The sequence below is a fragment of the Wolbachia endosymbiont of Tuta absoluta genome, from assembly GCF_059414725.1.
On the sequence record NZ_JBNRJY010000210.1, the window covers coordinates 13,770 to 33,828 of the forward strand.

Annotated in this window: 14 protein-coding genes; 8 read left to right on the plus strand and 6 right to left on the minus strand. The window is 34.0% G+C overall.

The annotated features are described in order from the left end of the window. The first annotated feature begins 88 nt into the window (after window positions 1–88). Together ACJ5GX_RS02275 and ACJ5GX_RS02280 are read left to right on the plus strand one after the other, a co-directional pair. Window positions 89–3,715: an ankyrin repeat domain-containing protein gene (locus ACJ5GX_RS02275; protein WP_495292655.1), complete on the plus strand. Its 3,627-nt coding sequence runs from the start codon at window positions 89–91 to the stop codon at window positions 3,713–3,715. A 284-nt stretch (window positions 3,716–3,999) separates the two neighbouring features. Further along, window positions 4,000–5,745 carry a type I secretion system permease/ATPase gene (locus tag ACJ5GX_RS02280; RefSeq protein ID WP_495292656.1) on the plus strand — a complete coding sequence of 582 codons (1,746 nt, stop codon included), beginning with the start codon at window positions 4,000–4,002 and terminating at the stop codon, window positions 5,743–5,745. A 99-nt stretch (window positions 5,746–5,844) separates the two neighbouring features. Here ACJ5GX_RS02280 and ACJ5GX_RS02285 read toward each other — a convergent pair whose 3' ends face one another. The 3 genes from ACJ5GX_RS02285 to ACJ5GX_RS02295 form a co-directional block, all read right to left on the minus strand. Then, a complete protein-coding gene (locus ACJ5GX_RS02285) occupies window positions 5,845–6,606 on the minus strand; it encodes a hypothetical protein (protein WP_019236771.1) in 762 nt (253 codons plus the stop codon). Window positions 6,607–6,674: 68 nt separating this feature from the next. Beyond that, window positions 6,675–7,922 (minus strand): pyruvate dehydrogenase complex dihydrolipoamide acetyltransferase, encoded by a 1,248-nt coding sequence (locus ACJ5GX_RS02290; RefSeq protein WP_019236772.1) that lies wholly within the window; start codon window positions 7,920–7,922, stop codon window positions 6,675–6,677. Window positions 7,923–8,206: 284 nt separating this feature from the next. Continuing rightward, window positions 8,207–8,701 (minus strand): WBM0748 family T4SS-associated protein, encoded by a 495-nt coding sequence (locus ACJ5GX_RS02295; protein ID WP_019236773.1) that lies wholly within the window; start codon window positions 8,699–8,701, stop codon window positions 8,207–8,209. Between the two features lie 236 nt (window positions 8,702–8,937). On the opposite strand from ACJ5GX_RS02295, the gene ACJ5GX_RS02300 reads away from it, so the two are divergent. Further along, window positions 8,938–9,807: a hypothetical protein gene (locus tag ACJ5GX_RS02300; protein WP_495292657.1), complete on the plus strand. Its 870-nt coding sequence runs from the start codon at window positions 8,938–8,940 to the stop codon at window positions 9,805–9,807. Between the two features lie 124 nt (window positions 9,808–9,931). Here the strand turns inward: ACJ5GX_RS02300 and ftsH are convergent, their stop codons facing one another. The 3 genes from ftsH to ACJ5GX_RS02315 form a co-directional block, all read right to left on the minus strand. Then, window positions 9,932–11,761: an ATP-dependent zinc metalloprotease FtsH gene (ftsH, locus tag ACJ5GX_RS02305; RefSeq protein ID WP_007302206.1), complete on the minus strand. Its 1,830-nt coding sequence runs from the start codon at window positions 11,759–11,761 to the stop codon at window positions 9,932–9,934. A 12-nt stretch (window positions 11,762–11,773) separates the two neighbouring features. Next, the gene (gene tilS, locus ACJ5GX_RS02310) at window positions 11,774–13,066 is read right to left on the minus strand and encodes a tRNA lysidine(34) synthetase TilS (protein ID WP_007302207.1); all 1,293 of its coding nucleotides are present in this window, start codon (window positions 13,064–13,066) and stop codon (window positions 11,774–11,776) included. A 142-nt stretch (window positions 13,067–13,208) separates the two neighbouring features. Then, window positions 13,209–13,688 carry an OmpA family protein gene (locus ACJ5GX_RS02315; RefSeq protein WP_007302208.1) on the minus strand — a complete coding sequence of 160 codons (480 nt, stop codon included), beginning with the start codon at window positions 13,686–13,688 and terminating at the stop codon, window positions 13,209–13,211. Between the two features lie 274 nt (window positions 13,689–13,962). On the opposite strand from ACJ5GX_RS02315, the gene ACJ5GX_RS02320 reads away from it, so the two are divergent. From ACJ5GX_RS02320 to ppa, 5 genes are all read left to right on the plus strand, one after another. After that, window positions 13,963–15,381, plus strand: a complete 1,419-nt coding sequence (locus tag ACJ5GX_RS02320) for a gluzincin family metallopeptidase (RefSeq protein WP_007302209.1) — start codon at window positions 13,963–13,965, stop codon at window positions 15,379–15,381. 20 nt (window positions 15,382–15,401) lie between these two features. Beyond that, entirely contained in the window at window positions 15,402–16,469 is a 1,068-nt protein-coding gene (locus ACJ5GX_RS02325) for a rod shape-determining protein (protein WP_052264689.1), read from the plus strand. A 219-nt stretch (window positions 16,470–16,688) separates the two neighbouring features. After that, the gene (gene mnmA, locus ACJ5GX_RS02330; protein ID WP_019236778.1) at window positions 16,689–17,795 is read left to right on the plus strand and encodes a tRNA 2-thiouridine(34) synthase MnmA; all 1,107 of its coding nucleotides are present in this window, start codon (window positions 16,689–16,691) and stop codon (window positions 17,793–17,795) included. 107 nt (window positions 17,796–17,902) lie between these two features. After that, a complete protein-coding gene (locus ACJ5GX_RS02335) occupies window positions 17,903–19,123 on the plus strand; it encodes a WD1261 family protein (protein ID WP_230608969.1) in 1,221 nt (406 codons plus the stop codon). 80 nt (window positions 19,124–19,203) lie between these two features. Continuing rightward, window positions 19,204–19,710 (plus strand): inorganic diphosphatase, encoded by a 507-nt coding sequence (ppa, locus tag ACJ5GX_RS02340; RefSeq protein ID WP_019236780.1) that lies wholly within the window; start codon window positions 19,204–19,206, stop codon window positions 19,708–19,710. The last annotated feature ends 349 nt before the right edge of the window (window positions 19,711–20,059 follow it).

Below are 20,059 nucleotides of genomic sequence, written 5' to 3' on the forward strand. Positions count from 1 at the left end.
ATGCGGCCGCTGGTGAATTTTTGTAGGCTTAAAAATTACAGTGGTATCTACTAAAGCCTTACCGGCATTATTATTTATGAGGTACAGTATGTTCAAAAATAAATTTGACACAGTTATTAGTGTTTTCAAAGCTAAATCTAGTACAAGCGCAAAGACACTCAGTTCAGGTTTATTTGTTGCGGGAAACGTTGTTATGGCCAGAGCAATTAGTGAGATAGACCTCTCTTCATTACAAGGCAATTCAGAAGATAAAGTCAATAAGCAAGACCTAATAATCATATATGATTATATTAATAAAGTAACTCAAGAAGAAAACTATAATATATGTACTAATAATCTTGATTGTATAAAAAGCAGGATTTTAGCAGAAAATATAAGTGATTCATTAGCTGAAAAATTTCGTCAAGATGGATGGAATATAATAAGTAATGATGGTTCTTCGCTATTAACAGTGGCTATTGAAAGAATTAGGAAAGAACAAAAGAAAAATAGGAATTATGATATTCATGTTGAAATAGCTGTATCTCTAATTCTTAGTATGGGCAGAGAATTGATTATAAAATTGGAGAATTTTGCAGATAGTAATGATAAAACACTTCTACATTATTTAGCTGAGTCGGGTAAAGAAGATATTTTATGTTTTGTGATAGAAAATTCTAATTTTGACATTAAAGAAGCAGTAAGGAATAAAGATAGAGATGGTAAAACACCACTACACTATGCGGCTAAATCTGGCAATAAAGAATGCTTGAAAATTCTCATAGAAAATGAAGCAGATTTTAGTTGCACTACCAATAATAAAACCGAGTTACACTATGCTGCCAGAAGCGGAAGTCCTAACCTCCTAGAATATTTAAAAGAAATATTGACAGCAAAAGGAATTTTTGATAGGGAGAAAATTAAAACAGATAAATATGGAAATAACGCATTACACTATGCTGTGCAATCTGGAAATGCTGAGTGCATAAAATTCTTCATTGATAATCAAGTACAATTTTTTAAAAATAAATATAATGAGAATCCTTTTCATAAGATTGTAGGTAACTCAGAAACTCAAGAAAATGCCATAAATTTTCTTATAGAGCATCTAAAATTTTTAGGTAGACGAAAAAGTGAAATTAATCAAGAAAATGTAGATGGTAACACCCCATTGCATATAGCTGCAAAACATGGAAATAACCAGCTAATGAAATTGTTTACTCAATCAGGTGCAAAAATTGTTCAGAATAAACAAGGTAACACCCCCTTACATATTGCTATTATACATGGTAATTCATATTGTATAGACCTATTTTATGAAAATATAGGAAATAGCATACTTCAATCCAAAGGTGATTATGGAAGAGATCTTGTACATTTAGCTGCAATGTACGGGAAGTATGATTGTCTAACATCTTTACTCAAGAAATTTCCTGATTACGATTTAAGCACAGAAACACACAAAGGAAATATGGCCCTACACTTAGCTCTATCGAGTAATACAGAAACAGAACTAAGAAAAAAATGTGTGAGTCTATTAATAGACAGAAGCATGCAAGTAAATAAGAGTAATAATGAAGGAAACACCCCTTTACATTTTGCTGCCCAACTTGATTTATCGTTTTTAAGCATGATAGAAAAAAAGTTGGAAGAGAAGAAATTTGACGTTTATCAAGAGGTTTTGCGTGAGAATAGCAACGGTGACACCGTCTTTCATATGGCAGCACGTGTTGGTAATAAATCATGCCTTGAGCACCTTTTTAAAAAAGAGAGAGTGGGAGAAATATTAAGTAAGAAAAATAAGGATGGACAAACTTTACTACACTTATCTATCCTCAGTGGAAGAGTAGAATGCGTTAAGTATTTGGTAAAAAAAAGCCCAAAGGGTATTTTTTTAGAACAAAATACACAAAAAAAGTTGTTATTTGCAGCTATTTTGAGCGGCAATAAGGAATGTCTTGAATTTGTGTCAAAAGAACTTGTAGGTAAAAAGGTGGCTGCTAGCATCAAAGTGTTATATGATGAAAATGACAATACACCGTTACACATGGCTGCTCTTGCCAACGACATAGAATTCTCTCAGTATGTTATTGAAAGTATTGCTAAGTCAACTATTAGGAACACAGTACCACTTTTTAACACAAACAGTCAAGGGCTTATACCTCTACATTTAGCTGCCATGAGCCTTAATGCTGAGTTAATAGAATATTTTATGAAAGATAATCATTACCCCTATAATAAGAAAATGTTAAATGTTGTATCTAAATCTGGAAGAACAGCATTACACTATCTTGTAATGAGTGATAATGATTTTGAAAAAACTATAAATGAGGATTTTAAGCAAGGTCAATTTTTGAAAAAGTTAGTTTTAGAAAAGCGTAAACAAAATGAGCACTTAAGGGAAAAAGCTATTAAAGCCTTATTCTACCTAACAATCAGCACCGGAGAGAAAACTTTAAATGAAAAGATAAATTTTGATATAAAGGATAATGCAAAAAAAACAGCTTTAGATTATGCTTTTAAACATGGTGACACAAATATCTTGAGGTTATTTTTAGATTTCTTTTATGAAATAAGGGAAAACAAAAAAAGGAAATATGATAAACTTAACATGGAAGATCAAGAAAGAAGCAAAAAGCTTCTAGACTACTATAATCTGGCCATGTCAATATCAAGTGTGATTATTTCTGTTTGCATTAAGTATAATAATGCAGAATCTGAAAAGGAAGAAATTCCTACCTGGATTTCCATTGCATTTTCTTCGATATCATTTTTACTTATCTTATACAACTTAGTGATTGGCCTTCAAAAAGAACCTGTTAAACGTAAGATAGAAAACTATACTGAAAAAATGAACAGAATTGAAGAGGCTACAGGAAAGTTAGCTAAGACAAAAGTAGGGGATCATGATTTGGAGGAATACAACTCAATATTGGAACTATTAATAAAGAATGCAGAAGATATTTCACGATTGGAAAATGAACTTTACAAGTTTACGCATGAAACTAGATTAGAGAGTAAAGACAAACTCAATATTTCTCCTCAGAAAATGAGTAGGGGTGGTAGTGCACTACTATGTTCGAATAAGTCTTTAGAAGGTAGAAAAAGTTCACCTGTTTTGAATGATTTAACAGCAAAACTTAGTCTGTGTTCAAGACGCAACAGTAGAGTACAAAATACAATGGACAAGTTAGATAATCCATCATGTGTAATTACTATAAATGAGAATTCAGAAATTAAACCAAAAGCTCCGAAAAACAAATTCAAGAATGTTGCAACTAAGCTAAAAATAGGCAATATCTTTAGTAAGAAAAAAGAAGATCTTATCGCTTCATCAAGCTTATCAGAAGGTGCTAATCACGAGAATATTACAAAAATGAATGAAGAAAACTGTGGGTTGATAAAACGATTTGGTGATACCAATGGGTATTCAATATTTTCGACTCCTTTTAATCCAAGCAGTTCAACCTCAAGAGAAGAGTGTGGTAACAATCATAGTGCAGCGCGTCATGTGAGTTATGGTAGTGCAAATAATCCTGTGAGTGATAAGGAAGTTAGTAAATCTCCATCTCTAATACTTTCTAACTTTGAGGAGGGGATTACTGTTGACTGTTTTAAATTCGAAAGATATAGACCAAGGGTATATTCAAGTCCATCTTGTGTGAGAAAAAGAGCAATTACAGCTAGATCATTGGAATATGTAATACTTCCTGATCATATAGAAAGAGGAAAATAGATGCAGATTGTAGTCACTGACTCTGATAGCATCAACTTTCAGAGGAGTGATAGTAAGAACTGTCATTGAGTAGTAGATAAGAAAAACGTAGAACAATTGGCAAGGCTATCGTATAAGGTTATAGTAGAGAAGAAATTAGATAGCCTTGCTAAATTTCCATGAAAAAGTTTATATTCGCATATCATTAATATTTTATTACATTAATGATATGGTAAGGCAATAACTGTTAATACTTTTGAAATAAAAACTATATATGGTACATATAATTAAATAAAAGGAAGATTGTGGAAATCACTCCGTCAATAAAAAAGGAATTAAAGCAAAGTATACTATATACTTGTCTAGAGAAGTGCAAGAGTGCGTTTTGGTTCATTTTCTGGTTTAGCTCAGGGATTAATGCGTTAATGTTATTTTTGCCACTTTATACCTCTCAGGTACTTGATCGAGTGATATCGAGCGAGAGTGTGTCAACACTAGTTATGCTGACGATTATTACTTTATCTGCGTTTGCATGTTCTGCAATGCTTGAAACTTGTCGATATTTAGCTATGGCTAAAATTGGTGATTGGATTGATAAAACTGCAACACCAGATCTAATAGTAAGGTCAATCAGGTTAACATCAGTACAAAGCTCAACTTCAAGTGGTGAAGCAATACGAGATCTTGGAGTAATAAAAAATTTCATTACAGGAAATGGTATATTTTCACTGTTCGATACTCCATGGTCGCTAATTTACCTTGTTGTGATCTTTATGATACATACCTCTACAGGGTTTATAGCTATTGCCGGGATCATTATATTAGTTTCAATGGCAGTATGGAATGAACTTGCCACTAAGCGTATATTGCGAGAAACCAATGAAGAAACTATACGCAATATTAATGCTATAGATGTTGCAACAAGAAACGCAGAGGTGGTTGAAGCTATGGGCATGTCAGAATTTATAGTTTCTGATTGGTGTAAACGGAATGATCAAAATCGTGCAATGCAAGTTACAGCGCAGAATCGTTCTAATGTAATTACTGGAATTACTAAATTTTTACGTTCAACTCTCCAAATTTCAGTAATTGGAACAGGTGCATTACTTGCAATCACAGCTCACAAAACTGCCGGTAGCATTATTGCTGCCTCGATTTTGATGGGTAGAGTATTGGCTCCATTTGATGCAGCAGTTCATACTTGGAAATTTTTAAATCAAGCCAAGATGTCATATGGCAGGCTGCGAAGACTTATCCTAACATCCCCAAAAAGAGAGCAAACTATGGCTCTACCAGAGCCTGAAGGGAAGTTGGAATTTGATAGGGTATTTTTTACTCCTTATGGGAGCAATAAGCCAACAGTAAAAGGAATCTCATTTGTAATAGAACCAGGGGATGTTGTTGGTGTTATTGGTGCAAGTGCTTCTGGTAAGTCGACCATTGCAAAACTAACCGTTGGTGTTTGGAAACCCATATCAGGTGTAGTCAGACTAGATGGCGCTGATGTATATACTTGGAATCGAGAGAACTTTGGTAATTATGTTGGTTACTTACCTCAAGATATTGAGTTATTTAACACGAGCGTTAAAGCTAATATTGCCCGCATGAGACCAGATCCAAATCCTGAAGAAATAATCAAAGCAGCAAAAATTGCAGGAATACATGAATTAATACTGAGCTTACCAAATGGGTATGATACAACAATAGGAGGACCTGGAGGAGTAATACTCTCTGGTGGCCAAAAACAGCTTCTTGGACTTGCAAGGGCTTTTTATGGTAATACTAAGCTTTTAGTGCTTGATGAACCGAATGCTAACTTAGACAGTAATGGAGAGGCGCGCTTGATTAATGCAATCAATGTTGCAAGAGAGCAAAATACTACCACTGTTATCATCACTCATAAGCTACAGCTACTATCTGTAGTCAATACAGTGATCGTCATGTCAGATGGGGTTATTTATGCTATGGGACCAAAAGATGAGATTTTGAGTAGATTAGTTGCTCCATCACCAGATGCCACAGAAGATAAACGTTCTTCAGCAAGTGGTTAAGAAAGAGAGAAGTTGTCACACTTCTCTTTCTCTTATAGAGTACTATATGCACAGTTTATAAAATCTTAAGCAATTGTTATTCGAAAAATCCAATAATGATTAGCCACGGAACCTATTTGCTAATTCTCTCACATTAACCTTAGACATTTCTGATGTAGGCTCTTGTGTATATGAGACATCAGATTTAACGCCTTTTTTGTCATGACCTTTAGTAATAGAACATACTACAGTATCAGCCTTTACATGCTTAACACTTGGATCTGATTGAAACCCATGCTTTCTTTCCATTTGTGCTTCAAGCTTACTGCTATCATGTGTAACCCTACACCTTTCTAGATTACGGTCACGTTTGTCAGGAGCTACATATCCATCTATATCACTACATAAGAACGGGCGCACTTTGAACCTGTCTGAACTAACACCATTTTCAACACTTGCAGAATTATGAGCTTTTCTATTATTGCGCATTTTATCTACAGCTTCCTTTATTTTTTCTTTTGATGGTTTTGGCAGCAGTGCTGGCTTATATGCACATGCTGGTAGTTCTGGAAATGAGTCCTCCTGAAACAGCAAATGACTTTGGTTTCTCTTACTATCTGATTCTTCAATATTCTTTATTGGTGTCTTGAAAGAGTTTTCATTTTTCTTTCTTAGATCTAACTCATTTAATCCGCTTCCAACATTATTTTTTCTTGTTGTAGTGTGAATAACACCTGGAAGTTTCACTTCATACTTAAATTTTTTACCAATGGTATCTATTGACTCATTAGATGAGGAATCTATTTGAAACCTATCGTTTGAAAATTTTGATTTTGTAGCATCAAAAGATATACTACGTTTTTCTATCTTTTTATCAGTCATATTTTACCTCTAAACCTATTAACTAACAAAAGTATAAACTAAGAGGTATTAATTTTATGCTAATAAGGCTACAGAAGCATCACTGTAGGGTTTTCTATATAGTACTTAAAGGCATTTAAAAATTTTGCTCCGAGTGCTCCATCAACTGCTCTGTGGTCAACAGAGAGAGTAACTGTCATTACCTCTGCTATCTCTATTTTTTCACTTATGACAACTGGTTGTTTTTTAGATGCGCCGACAGCCATAATGCAAGACTGTGGTGGATTGATTATAGCACTGAAAGTTTTTATACCAAACATGCCTAAATTAGAAATGGTAAACCCTCCTCCTTGAAATTCTTCAGGCCTTAATTTTCCAGATCGTGCTCTATTTACTAAATCTTTCACTTCTTTTGATATAGATAAAACACTTTTTTCATCAGCATTTTTTACTATAGGAGTAATAAGTCCATCCTCAAGCGCTACAGCAATTGAGATATCTATATTTGAATATTTTACTATCTTAGTATCTATCCACGATGAGTTTATGTCAGGAAATTTTTTCATGCTGAAAGCCACAGCTTTTATAATTAAGTCATTAATTGTTACTTTATTGTTCTCATTTGCTGAATTAACCTCATTTTTGAGCGATATTAGCTTATCAACGTGGCAGTCTACAGTTAAATAAAAGTGTGGAATATTTTGCTTAGATTCAACTAGGCGCTGCGCTATCACTTGGCGCATATTACTTACTTCAACTGTTGTATTTTCCTCAAATCTCTCATAGCTTTTAGTTTGATCTAAAAATTCTAATACATCAGCTTTGATGATACGACCATATGGACCTGTACCTTTTAATCGCTTTATATCAACACCTTCATTTTGAGCTATTTTTTTAGCTAAGGGGCTTACTTTTATTCTATTTTCTGTTGCTCTATCCTCTTTTTTAGATCCCAGTGTCACGCACTGGGATGACATTGAAGAGCTAGATGAAATCGAAGGGTTGGATGATACTGAAAAATCGGCTTCAACCTCCTTCTCAACCTTGGTATTGATGGCAGAAGCTAAATCAAGTGCGCTTTTATCTTCCCCTTCCTCTAACATTAGAGCTATCAGTTGATTTACAGGCACGCCACTTGTTCCTTCCGACACTAAAATTTTTGCCAAAACTCCTTCATCGACAGATTCAAACTCCATTATGGCTTTATCAGTCTCAATTTCAGCGATTACATCACCTATTTCAACTTTATCTTGTTCTTTTTTACACCACTTTACAATTTTCCCTCCAGTTTTACTCATTGTTGGGGAAAGAGCGGGCATCAATATTTCTATAGGCATTTATTCTGCATTAAAAGATCTATTTAATTTTTAATTTACTCTTTACCCTATGTCAATCTAATCGTAAATTATGATACTTATATCATCCTAGTACGTGATGCTGGAATCTTGGTTGACTACTGTTATCCTACTATTTCTATTGCTTAGTCCTAGACAGAGTACAAATAGTAAGATCATCATGAAAATAGACGAATCTGTTATAATGGAAATAGAAAAATGTAGTGCTTACTATCCTCTCACAAACATATAGCTTGGGTACAGAAAAAATTTATATGAGGAGCTGGTTAAATTGATAAAAGATCAGAATTAATAGTAGTTTCCGAATCTTCTGTAGCAGGCTCTTCATGTGAAGCAGAGGACAGACTAACTTCTTTATCATCTGTTCTCTGTATAGAACTACCACAAAAACTCCTTAACATCTCTTCAGCAGATGAATTTAAAATCTGTATAATAGACTTTTCACTTTGTTCTTTCAGCGATTGATCCATTCTAGAAATCAACTCGGAAAATTCACTACCTTCTTTTCTAGCTTCACTTTCTATCTTATTTTTTATGCTTTCTATATTACTTTGGTTAATTTCTTCTTTCGTTATGTTAAATGAATTAGCAATACCTTGATACTTAATCTCACAATCGCCACAGCCAACTATGCAAAGAGCAATAGAATCGGATATTTCACCTGCAGCCGAATTATGGATAGTGTAAGCTAAGCAATTGTCATGATATTTAATGCCAAGCTGTTGCTCTATCAATTCAGAAATTTCATTTTTTAAAGACATAAAGTACCTCCTTCTTACATTACTGTACTTTCTGATTAAAGTACAACAGCTGCTCCTAAATAGCAATCCATATATGGTTTACTTTAATAAATTATTAAAGTAAGAAGCTTTTACATCCTAAAACATAACTGAGATAAGCCAATGTAAAAAAATTTTTAAACGAGAATTATTGTATATATATTACTTATTTGGTAAAATTATTTTGGCAAAATAGCATATAAAAGTTGAGGCTAATTATGAATATTAAAGAAGGAAAGGATTTACAACAGGAGTTATTAGGAATTGTTTTCAATATACTCATAGAAAGTGAAGATAGCGCCATAGAAGCTATGGAAACAAGAGCAGTAGAGATAATTAAAAAACTAAAGGAACACATTAATGATTATATAGAGTATGGTGGTCAAAAAAAGCCAATTTTAGATTGGGTTATTGTTTGTGATTCTCAGAATAATGTCAGACTAAATAACAAGTCGCTATTAAAATTTGAGAAGGCAATTAAGGATATTGGAGGAAGAGCACCGCTAAATGAAATAAAAAGTACAATAAGGTTATTAGTAGAACAAGCACAGCTAAATCATGTTAGAATTAGAGGTGAGAGAGAAGTACCACTAAACCTCTTTGAGGAAAACATAATAATGAGAGAGCGAAGAAGGGCAAGAGAACAACAAATGCGGCCAAATTTTATTAGAGAAAAAGAAGCGTCATTGAATCTCTTTGGAAACAGGGATGAAAATGTAATAATGAGAGGACAAATGAGGTCACGCTATATTAGGCGTATTAGACGTGAAAGAGAAGTACCACTTAGTTCAAAAATAGGAGAATTAATTGGTGTAGTTTCATCCATAATTGTAGGTGCTTTCATTGGTATAATGGTTGGTATGGTCATTGCTGGTTTATGTATTGAGCTTTGTGTAATCACCACTGCAGAACCGATTCTTCTCATCATGGGTGCTACTGCTGTTATAGGAGCTATTGTAGCAGGAACTGCTCCTGTATTAAAGCTAATAGAGATGTTTAAAGGTCAAGAACCTAATCTTTCTCCTAGTAGCGGTCTGGAAAGCTCTAATACTGAACATACTTATTTAAATAGGCAAAGAGTTATTTAGAAAAAAATTGGAAGAATGTTCAAAAAAGTCCATTTATAAAATACATCGGCTTAACTATGATCTTATAACTTAAGCTAATTAATTAAAAATTTTTGTTTTAGCGGTTAAATAAAGCCAGATCTGATTAGAGAGAGGATCTCCTTACCTCTTCCTTACCTTCATTTTCATTTCTAACAATTTTTTTTCCACTTAATATGTCTCTTATTTCATCTCCTGTTAAAGTTTCAAACTCCAGTAGATTTTCAGCAATGAGCTCCAAGTCTTTCCTACGCTTGGTTAAAATGTCTTTTGCTTTTTCATAGCAAGAAAATACAACTTTCTTTATTTCCTCATCTATAAGTCTTAACGTATCTTCAGAAATTGTCTCAGAATCATGTGTGATTTGTTCACGATTGTGATATATTGGCCCTATTTTGTCACTCATTCCCCATTTTGTCACCATAGCACGTGATAAATCTGATGCTAGTTTTATATCTGAAGATGCGCCGCTTGTGACTTTATCATAGCCAAAAATTAGCTCTTCTGCCACACGTCCACCCATTGCAACAGTTATATCTGCTAGCATCTTTTCTCTTGTGAGGGACACTCTATCTGTTTCTGGTAGTCTCATAACTAAACCGAGTGCTCTACCACGTGGAATAATTGTTGCTTTGTGTATAGGATCAGAAGCAGGCATATTAACTGCAACTACTGCATGACCAGCTTCATGGTAAGCAGTAAGCTTTTTTTCTTCTTCTGTAATGACTAAGGACCTTCTTTCCATGCCCATCATCACTTTATCACGTGCATACTCAAAATCATCCATGGTAACAATTTTCTTATTTCTTCTTGCAGCAATAAGCGCAGACTCATTCACTAAATTTGCTAGATCAGCCCCTGAAAAACCTGGCGTTCCCCTCGCAACTGTTTTTACGTTTACATCTGGTGCTATCGATATTTTCTTTATATGCGTATTTAATATTCTCTCACGCCCATTTATATCAGGTAAAGAAATAGTAATCTGTCGGTCAAAACGACCAGGTCTAAGTAGTGCTGGATCTAGGACGTCTGGACGGTTAGTTGCAGCAACTATTATCACACCTTCATTAGACTCGAAACCATCCATCTCAACCAGTAACTGGTTTAATGTTTGTTCCCTTTCGTCGTTACCGCCACCAAGACCAATGCCGCGATGCCTACCTACTGCATCTATTTCGTCTATGAAAATTATACAAGGAGCATTTTTCTTGCCTTGATCAAACATATCCCGGACACGGCTTGCACCAACACCGACAAACATTTCAACGAAATCAGATCCAGAAATACTAAAAAACGGTACATTAGCTTCACCTGCAATTGCACGAGCAAGTAGAGTTTTACCAGTTCCAGGGGAACCAATTAAAAGACATCCTTTTGGTATCTTCCCACCTAACACTTGAAATTTTTGCCTTTGTTTAAGAAAATCAACAATTTCAACCAACTCTTCTTTTGCTTCATCAATCCCAGCAACATCATCAAATGTCACTTTTTTTCCAGTAGTCATAAGCCTAGCTTTTGATTTGCCAAAGCTTATAGTTCTATTACCTCCTGCTTGCGTTTGTTTAAAAAGGAAAAGTAATAAACCGATAAAGATAAGCGTCGGAACCCATTGAATAAGTAATCCACCAATTATACCTATTGCAGAGTCTCCAATTGAAAAGGAGAACTTCACTTTCCTATCATGCAAACTTTTTATTAAGTCACTATATATAACACCACTTGAGTTAAAGGCTGACCCATCCCTAAACTTCCCTTCGATGCTTTGGTTTCTTATTGTAATATTTTCTATATCATTATCTTCTAGTCTAGTTAAAAATTCTGAAAAAGGTATGGTTGTTTTACTCTTACCTATACTTCCGCTAAATTGAATATAAGCAACTGAAATAAGAACAATAATCACTAACCAGATCAATAAGCCTTCTAAAAATTTTTTCATTTACATTTCTAATTAAATACTAATCAAGCTTACCAAATTTTGTTTTATCGTGCTATTAATAATGAATCGAACCTTATCATCATCGGTATTTTTTCCGTTATAATTTACATCAGGATAAGCAAGCATCTTTCCATCTTTTTGTACTGTAGGCAAAGAATAGTAAACTTCAGAGCAATAATCATAATTTTTTAGAAATTCAGGGATTTTTTGTGTTTTCTTTAGTGGAGCAATAGTTACTGAACACTCCTGATCTCCAAATATTGTGCAGCTAAACCTGTTATCCCATTCAATAGAACCATTTAATGGTAAGTGTACAGTAATTTCTTGTATCTTTGACGATTCTCTAATTATTAAGATATTTTCTCCATATTTTCTTATTTTGCACCCAGAAAGTGTACAGTTAACATTACTACCCTTTTGCAATATTTTATTAAATATTACGATAAGGCTGTTGTACCTTGGTTTATAATGTTTGCTGGCAATTGCCATTATAGAGTAAAGAAGAAGCCTCAAGGCTATTTCCTCTGGCAATTGATAAAATTCACTTAGTTTAATTTCAATATAACCAAAATCATGAACATTAACACAATCATCAAATGCAAGGCGTGTGTAGTGCATCAACGCTTTTGCAGCTCTTTTCATATGAAGTGCTGTAAGGCATATTCGCTCTGTTAGAACATCTTGATTATCACTTGCTTTAAGTAAGTTACGGTATAAAGTTCGTCTGTATTTTAAGTCATAATTGCTTCTATCTTCGATCCATCTTAACTGATGAAGCTTAGCATACCTTTCTATTTCACTACGACTAAAATTTAACAACGGCCTAAATATATAAATACCATTTAAGAAAGATTTGTAATCCATTGATGATAATCCATCTACTCCACTACCTCGCTCCAATCTTAATAAGAACGTTTCTGCTTGATCATCTTTGTGATGAGCAACGAGCAAACATTTAACATTATTGTTTTTACACCACTCTGCTAGTAACTTATATCGTGCTTTTCGTGCCTGTAACTGAATATTACCTTTAATATTTTGCTTCTCCCAATTTAATATGAACGATTCCTTTGCTCCAAGTTCTTTTGCATAACTTATAATAAAATCAGCTTCTTTTTGAGACTCTGAACGTAACCCATGATTTACTGTTAATGCTATAGGAAGTGAAAGCTTGTTTTTTTTTGCCCAGTTAGTCATTAAATGCAGTAAGACTATACTATCTACACCACCTGATACTGCAACTGCGATTTGGTTATGGAAAGCAAAACTATTAGCTATATTTTGAAATAATAACTCTAATTTCATTATGTTTCTTGATGGCCAGATAGTCTCTACGTCATACAGCGACTTATTTGTGGTATATATAGATCCCGCTAACAAGCAGCGGAATTGCTCTCTTTTGTCATCCCAGTGCTTGACACTGGGATCCAGGTTTTAATGCAAGAAACTACTTCTTTATTCCAGAAAATGAAAATTCCACTCTACGATTTTTAGCATGCTCTTTTTCATATTTAGAATTTCTAGAATCATCTTTTACATTAACCAAAGGCTCAGTTTCACCTTTAGAAGCAGTTTTTATTCTATTTTCTAGATAAGGTGTACAGCTGACCATAAATTTTTTAGCTGCATCTGCTCTTCTAGCTCCTAGTGCAAGATTATACTCGTGAGAACCACGATTGTCAGTATGACCAGTTAAAGTGACCTTTGCGTCAGGATTATTTTGTAACACTTCCATCACGTCAAGTAATGCATCTGCACTCACTTCACTGATACTAGATTCATCATAACCAAAGAAAACTCTTTTATCACCTATCTGCTTAACAACAGCATTCATTTTATTTGTCGTATTTACTCCTTTTTTAGGGCAAGAACTTACACCAGTAAGCAGTAAACAAAAACAACACATTATAATCAGTCTACTCCACATCACTAAACCTCCATAAATTTAAAATATAGTGCGTAATTTTAATTTTAGTACTAATAATCCCTCTATACTAGAATAGAGTCAAGGGAAATAAAATACTAAATGTTTTCTTTACAATCTTATAATTAATTTTCTGATAAGATGCTCAATTCTTAGCAATGAAGTACAAAAAAAGAATAAAAATACAATTTTTTATTGTACTTTAAGCAAATATACTTTTAACTTTATTATTAATCTATTACGATATTAAGCAGATGTTTCAAAGCAATGAATAAAAATGAGATCTTATAAGTTTTTAGAGGAAGTATTACATAAGGTAAGGAATATCGAAAACACACTAAAACTACTAAGCAAAAGCCAATTGAATGTAGAGGACAAAGTTGAACAAATGTGTCTTCTAGAGGAAATCAGACATGAAATTATCTCTCATGATGCAATAAAGGAATCATTAGCGAATGCTCTTAGGAATAAAAAGAGTGCTAATATTCAGCAGCTAAAGTTAATAGAGGGGATACACAAAAGCAGCAGTGCTATTCCTGTTGATTTAGTAAAATCTTTGTCCAAAGCTAAGATTGAATGCCAAAACTTATGGAGGCTAACTAATTCTGAAATTAGTAACTTAGAAAAGCTGAAAGAATGCTTTACTAACCTAATTAAGCTTACTCGTGAAGCAGCTTCTATAAAATCGCAGCAATTAAAGCGCTCAAACTATGAGTCATTGCTTGCTGACTATGACTCTAATATCACAGAAAAGAACATAAAGGAAATATTTCCTAAGCTAGGTAAATTTTTTAGTGAAAATGTAGAGAAAGTAACTCAAAAGCAGAAGAAGGATAAGGTTACTAATATACAAAAAGTTACGGTTCAGAGACAGATTGAACTTGGTTCCTTATTCTTACAGCAAATGAGTGTTACACCAAATGAGATTTCCATTTCTTATTACGATTCTATCGATTATGATGAATCTGACCTTTGTTATGGTTTATTTTTACTTTTACGGCATACTGGTTATGCAATTCATCAAAAATGTTTAGCGCAAAATTCTATAAAGAGCTCAATTACAAAACATATTATGTATGAAACTCAAGGGTTATTCATGGAAAAGATCATTGGAACATCGAGAGAATTTATTGAGTTCATTCAACCACACATAAAGGAGAAACTTTCTACAAAAGGCAAAATTAATAGTAGTGTTGAAAATTTGTATTTGATTTTCAATAAAGTAAATCTTTCATCTTTTTTGAAGAATGCGGATGAATTTAGTTTATTGGCTCACATTATGCTAAGAACTAAATTAGAACAAGATCTAATAAATGGTACGTTAGAAGTTAAAGATCTACACGATAAATGGCTGGAAGGTATGAAGCATTACAAGATTTCAGTAAAAGCTAAAAATGAGCTAGACACTTATTTTCAAGATGAGTATTGGATAAGTGGTGTTATAGGCTACTTTCCTATTAAAGTCATAGCGTTAATCGCTGCTGTGCAGTTTTTTTCTTTCATTAAGAAAAATCATTACGAATTTTTAGATTCTATAGTAAAAGGAGATTTCAGTTTACTTATCGATTGGTTCTCTAAAAATGTATATAGTGCAAATTATGGCTTTTTGGAACAGCTAAAAAAGGTAACAGGTAGGGATTTAGATATTGAGTGCTACACTAGTTACTTATCTGAAAAGTATAATTTGTCTCAATAAATGGTTTTCTTGAGTTGTGTATGAGTTTTATTCAGAATTTAATCAGAAATTTTTTTACTTTCAAAGGTTTATTTGCTAGCGATATTGCTATAGATCTTGGTACTGCAAATACTTTAGTTTATCAGAAAAATCAGGGGATAGTGCTTGATGAACCCTCAGTTGTAGCAAGAGTAAAAGAAAAAGGAAGTTACGTTCCTTATGCTTTTGGCAAAAAAGCTAAGATGATGCTCGGAAAAACACCTGGAGAAATAGAAGCGATAAGGCCCTTGAAAGACGGAGTTATTGCTGATTTTAAAAGCGCGGAAGAAATGTTAAAATATTTCATACGCAGCGCAAACACAAGATTCACTGTTAATAAGCCTAGTATTATCATATGTGTTCCATCTGGATCTACCCCAGTTGAAAGGCGTGCTATACAAGATGCAGCAGAAAGTGCTGGTGCAAATGAAGTATTCTTAATTGAAGAACCAATGGCTGCAGCAATTGGGGCTGGACTTCCAGTTACCGAACCTGAAGGTTCTATGATTGTTGACATAGGAGGTGGTACAACTGAAGTTGCAATTATTTCTTTAGGTGGAATTGTTTATTCACGTTCTGCCAGAGTAGGTGGTGATATTATGGATGAGGCAATAAAGTCATACATTCGTGAAAATCATAAGTTATTGATTGGCGAAACAACTGCTGAAAAAATTAAGAAAAACGTCGGTTCAGCCAGTCTGCCAGTTGAAAACAACAAAGAGGGAATGATAATTAAAGGCAGGGATTTAGTGAGTGGTATGCCAAAAGAAATGCTTTTATCAGAATATCAAGTTGCAGAGAGCCTAATAGAGCCTGTACATCAGATAATTTCTGCTATTAGAACTGCACTGGAGAGTACTCCACCCGAACTTTCTTCTGATATAGTTGATAGAGGAATAATTTTATCTGGTGGAGGTGGGTTATTGCGCAACTTGAGTAAAGTTATTAGTGAAACAACAAAATTACCAGTTCGTGTTGCAGATGATCCACTTTGTTGTGTTGCCCTGGGTAGCGGAAAAGTACTTGAAAACATGGACTATTTTGGCCATGTTTTATTCAAGCAAGATTAAATTGTTTTTGAAGATCGAATTGTTTTGATGGAATTATGTAATATAAATGAGATCCCAGTGTCACGCACCAAGTAATTTAAAGGCAACTTCCAGCAGGAAGGGGTGTCATCCCAGCGCTTGACACTGGAACTTGACTACAAATAAGTATGCTGTTTCGATGAAATTGTGTAATAGAAACTGGATTCCAGTGCTTGACACAGGTTTGTGTTTATAAATTATATGCTAAAAGAATTTGAAATTGAACCTTTATTAAAAGATAAAGCTCCGCATCAAACTAAGGCTATTGTTGCAATGTCCGGGGGAGTTGATAGCTCCGTTGCTGCAGCACTGCTGTATAACCTTGGGTACGAAGTGATAGGTGTGACTCTTCAGCTCTATGGCAGTGATGGTAATGCGAGAAAGGGTGCATGCTGCGCTGGACAGGATATTTATGATGCCAAATACGTGGCTGAAAGTGTTGGCTTTCCCCACTATATTTTAAACTACGAGGAAATATTCAAAAAGGAAGTAATAGAGGATTTTGCAAATACCTATATGCGTGGAGAAACTCCCATACCGTGCGTAAGGTGTAACCAAACAGTAAAATTTCGCGATCTATTGCAAGTTACAAAAAATCTTGGTGCGGATGTGCTCGTAACAGGACATTACGTAAGAAGATTAGAAGAAAATGGTGAGGTAAAGTTGTGCAGAAGTATTGATAAAAGTAAAGATCAAAGTTATTTTTTGTTTGCAACTACTGAGGAGCAGTTAAAGCTTTTGCGATTTCCATTAGGTGGGTTCTATAAAAGTGATATAAGAAAATTAGCAAAGTATTTTGGCTTACAAATTTCTGAAAAGCCGGATAGTCAAGATATATGCTTTGTTTCCGAAAGCTATAGTAAAACAATAGCTAAATTAGCTCCACAATCTGTGCAGAAAGGTAAAATAGTAGATATTCATGGAAAAGTGCTAGGTGAGCACAGCGGCATAGTAAATTTTACAGTGGGACAGAGAAGAGGCCTCTGCATCGCACACAATGAGCCTCTTTACGTGATAAAAATTAATACAGAAAATAATGAAGTTGTAGTAGGCCCGATCAATGCTCTAATGCAAAAAAAGATATTGGTCAAAGAGTTAAATTGGTTAGAACAACCAAAAGAAGGCATGGAAGTAACTGTGAAGCTTAGGTCATCACATGCAGGAAGCTTAGCGACAATATATTCAACTGACGAAAAGAACAAAGCCTGTGTAATTTTAAACGACGATTACTTTGGCATCAGTCCAGGTCAAGCCTGTGTAGCATATAAGGGCGAACAAGTTATAGGTGGAGGTTGGATATGCTCCTAACTAAAGGGCTTAATTCTTTGATACAGAGTGTAAACGTACAATAATATTTATTGCTATTTTGCCATGTATCCCTTATACTATAAAGTAGAACATTATAGGTTTTAGCAATGGTTAAGGAAGTTGAAGAACTAATAAAAATTGTTCGTAAGGGTAATTTATTAGAGGCCTTGTTTATTTTTTTAGGCGTTTTTCAACATGCTAACTTAACTGGTAAAATAGACCATAGAAACCATATTGGTTTGTCTTCATTCGTTAGAAAAAAAGAGGAATCATTAGATAAATATTTTAACTTACAATTTAGTCTACAAGGGTTGTTCTTAATTTATACTCAAGCTTATAAAATTTTAAGCGGAAGTAATAATCTGAGCACTCAAGATATCATAGATGAAATATGTAAAGTTATTAAGGAGTCTGAGTTAGGTAAAGACATACACGAAGTAGTAGATGGAAGAAAATTAGATTTACTTAACGTTTTGGCAAATCCAAAAAGAGAATCAATATTTAAAGCAGTAGAAGATTTTGAAAATAAGGTGCTTATTGATGTTAGAAAGTTACTAAGTGAAGAAAATGCATTAAACGAATATGACAGAGAATTTACCTTAAGTAAATGCATTATTGATTTCTATTATTCTATTCACAATATAAAAGTAGATAAAGATATAGCATTGTTCTTTTCTTTGGGTAGTCATTATAAAAAACTTTCATCATCTAACAAAACAGTAAAAAGAGAAGTATCAGAGATATGTGAAGATCCATTAATAGAGAGCTATATAATGTTCTTAGCTAGCTCACTACAAAGGATCGAGCTATCAAGTAGAGATGGAACCATCGAATATACAATCGATCATGAGGATGTGGATCGACGAGAGAGAGCATTAAAAATGGATGGATTAATATATCCTAAGAATACAAAAAACACCCTGGAGCAACTGTTAAAAAACCAAAACAGTGATGAATTTGAACAATTAGTAACAAGCCCTAAAAATATATACTACTCAGTGCCACAAGAAGAGAATAAATGTAGGCCAAATTTCATTATCAGCAAGAAAAATCATAAAAACACAGTCTGTAAACTTATTTTAGGTATGTTTGTATTGTCTGTTGGGTTATATGTTGCTGATTATTTCCTTATGGAGCAAAAATTATTTAATCCAATAAAAGGTGTCCTACCACAGGATAATTTTGCTAATCTAGTAATTGCTGCAATGCTTACTATCGTAATAGTATATGCTTTATTTCAACTACTAAAATCACCTCAAGAACCGCCACATTCAACGATCAATGATACAACTATTAACAGTTTTGCAAATGGTCCTATTCAATCATGAATCTCTACTTATGAATGATAAATGTAGCACTTTTAAAGTGTATGCTATATAATATCTTCTCTTGAATAACGAGGTAATCCATGGATTTAAGCAAAGTAACAACAAAACCAGATGAAATAAATGTAGTAATTGAAATAAGTGCAAATGCTGAGCCTGTAAAGTATGAATTTAATAAAGAGCTTGGGTTGTTACAAGTTGACAGATTTTTGTCTACCTCAATGACTTATCCTTGCAATTATGGGTTTATACCAAATACCTGCGCAGGTGATGGTGACCCTGCGGATGTTTTGGTGCTAACTCAATTTCCTTTAGCGCCTGGAGTTTTGATATCAGTGCGTCCAGTAGGTGCATTACTTACCAAAGACGAGAAAGGAGAGGATGAAAAAATATTAGCTGTACCTATCTCCAGTGTTGATAGCTATTATGACAATATAAAAAACTATTCTGATTTATCTAAAAACTTACTAGATAAAATAGCTCATTTCTTTTCTCATTATAAAGATTTAGAAAAGGGAAAAACGGTGACAGTTGGAGAATGGGCTAATGTGGAAAAAGCAAAAGAAATCATTGAAAAAAGTAGAAATTAGTTTGCGTTGATTTAGCCTTAAATTACAGTTATTCGGAAAAATGTTGTTGTTTTTAATGGGTAAATATTGGTATCCGTTCAGGATAGCGGTAAGGTAGTATAACCATAGAGTAAAAGTGAGTTTACAACAAATGGTGTCATCCCAGTGCTTGACACTGGGATCGATCATGCCTGGAAAGTTTTCGGTATTCCCTTACACCCGTAGGCAAACCGCAATTTAGGTTTGAATTGAATACATTAAAGTGAGCAGTTTGTTTGTCCATAGGGTTCAACAACCAAGTGCATACGGCTAAGCCTGCTGCAACGCCAGCGCCGCCTCCCTACTCGGCAGTCAGGAGTTCCGTGGTCAT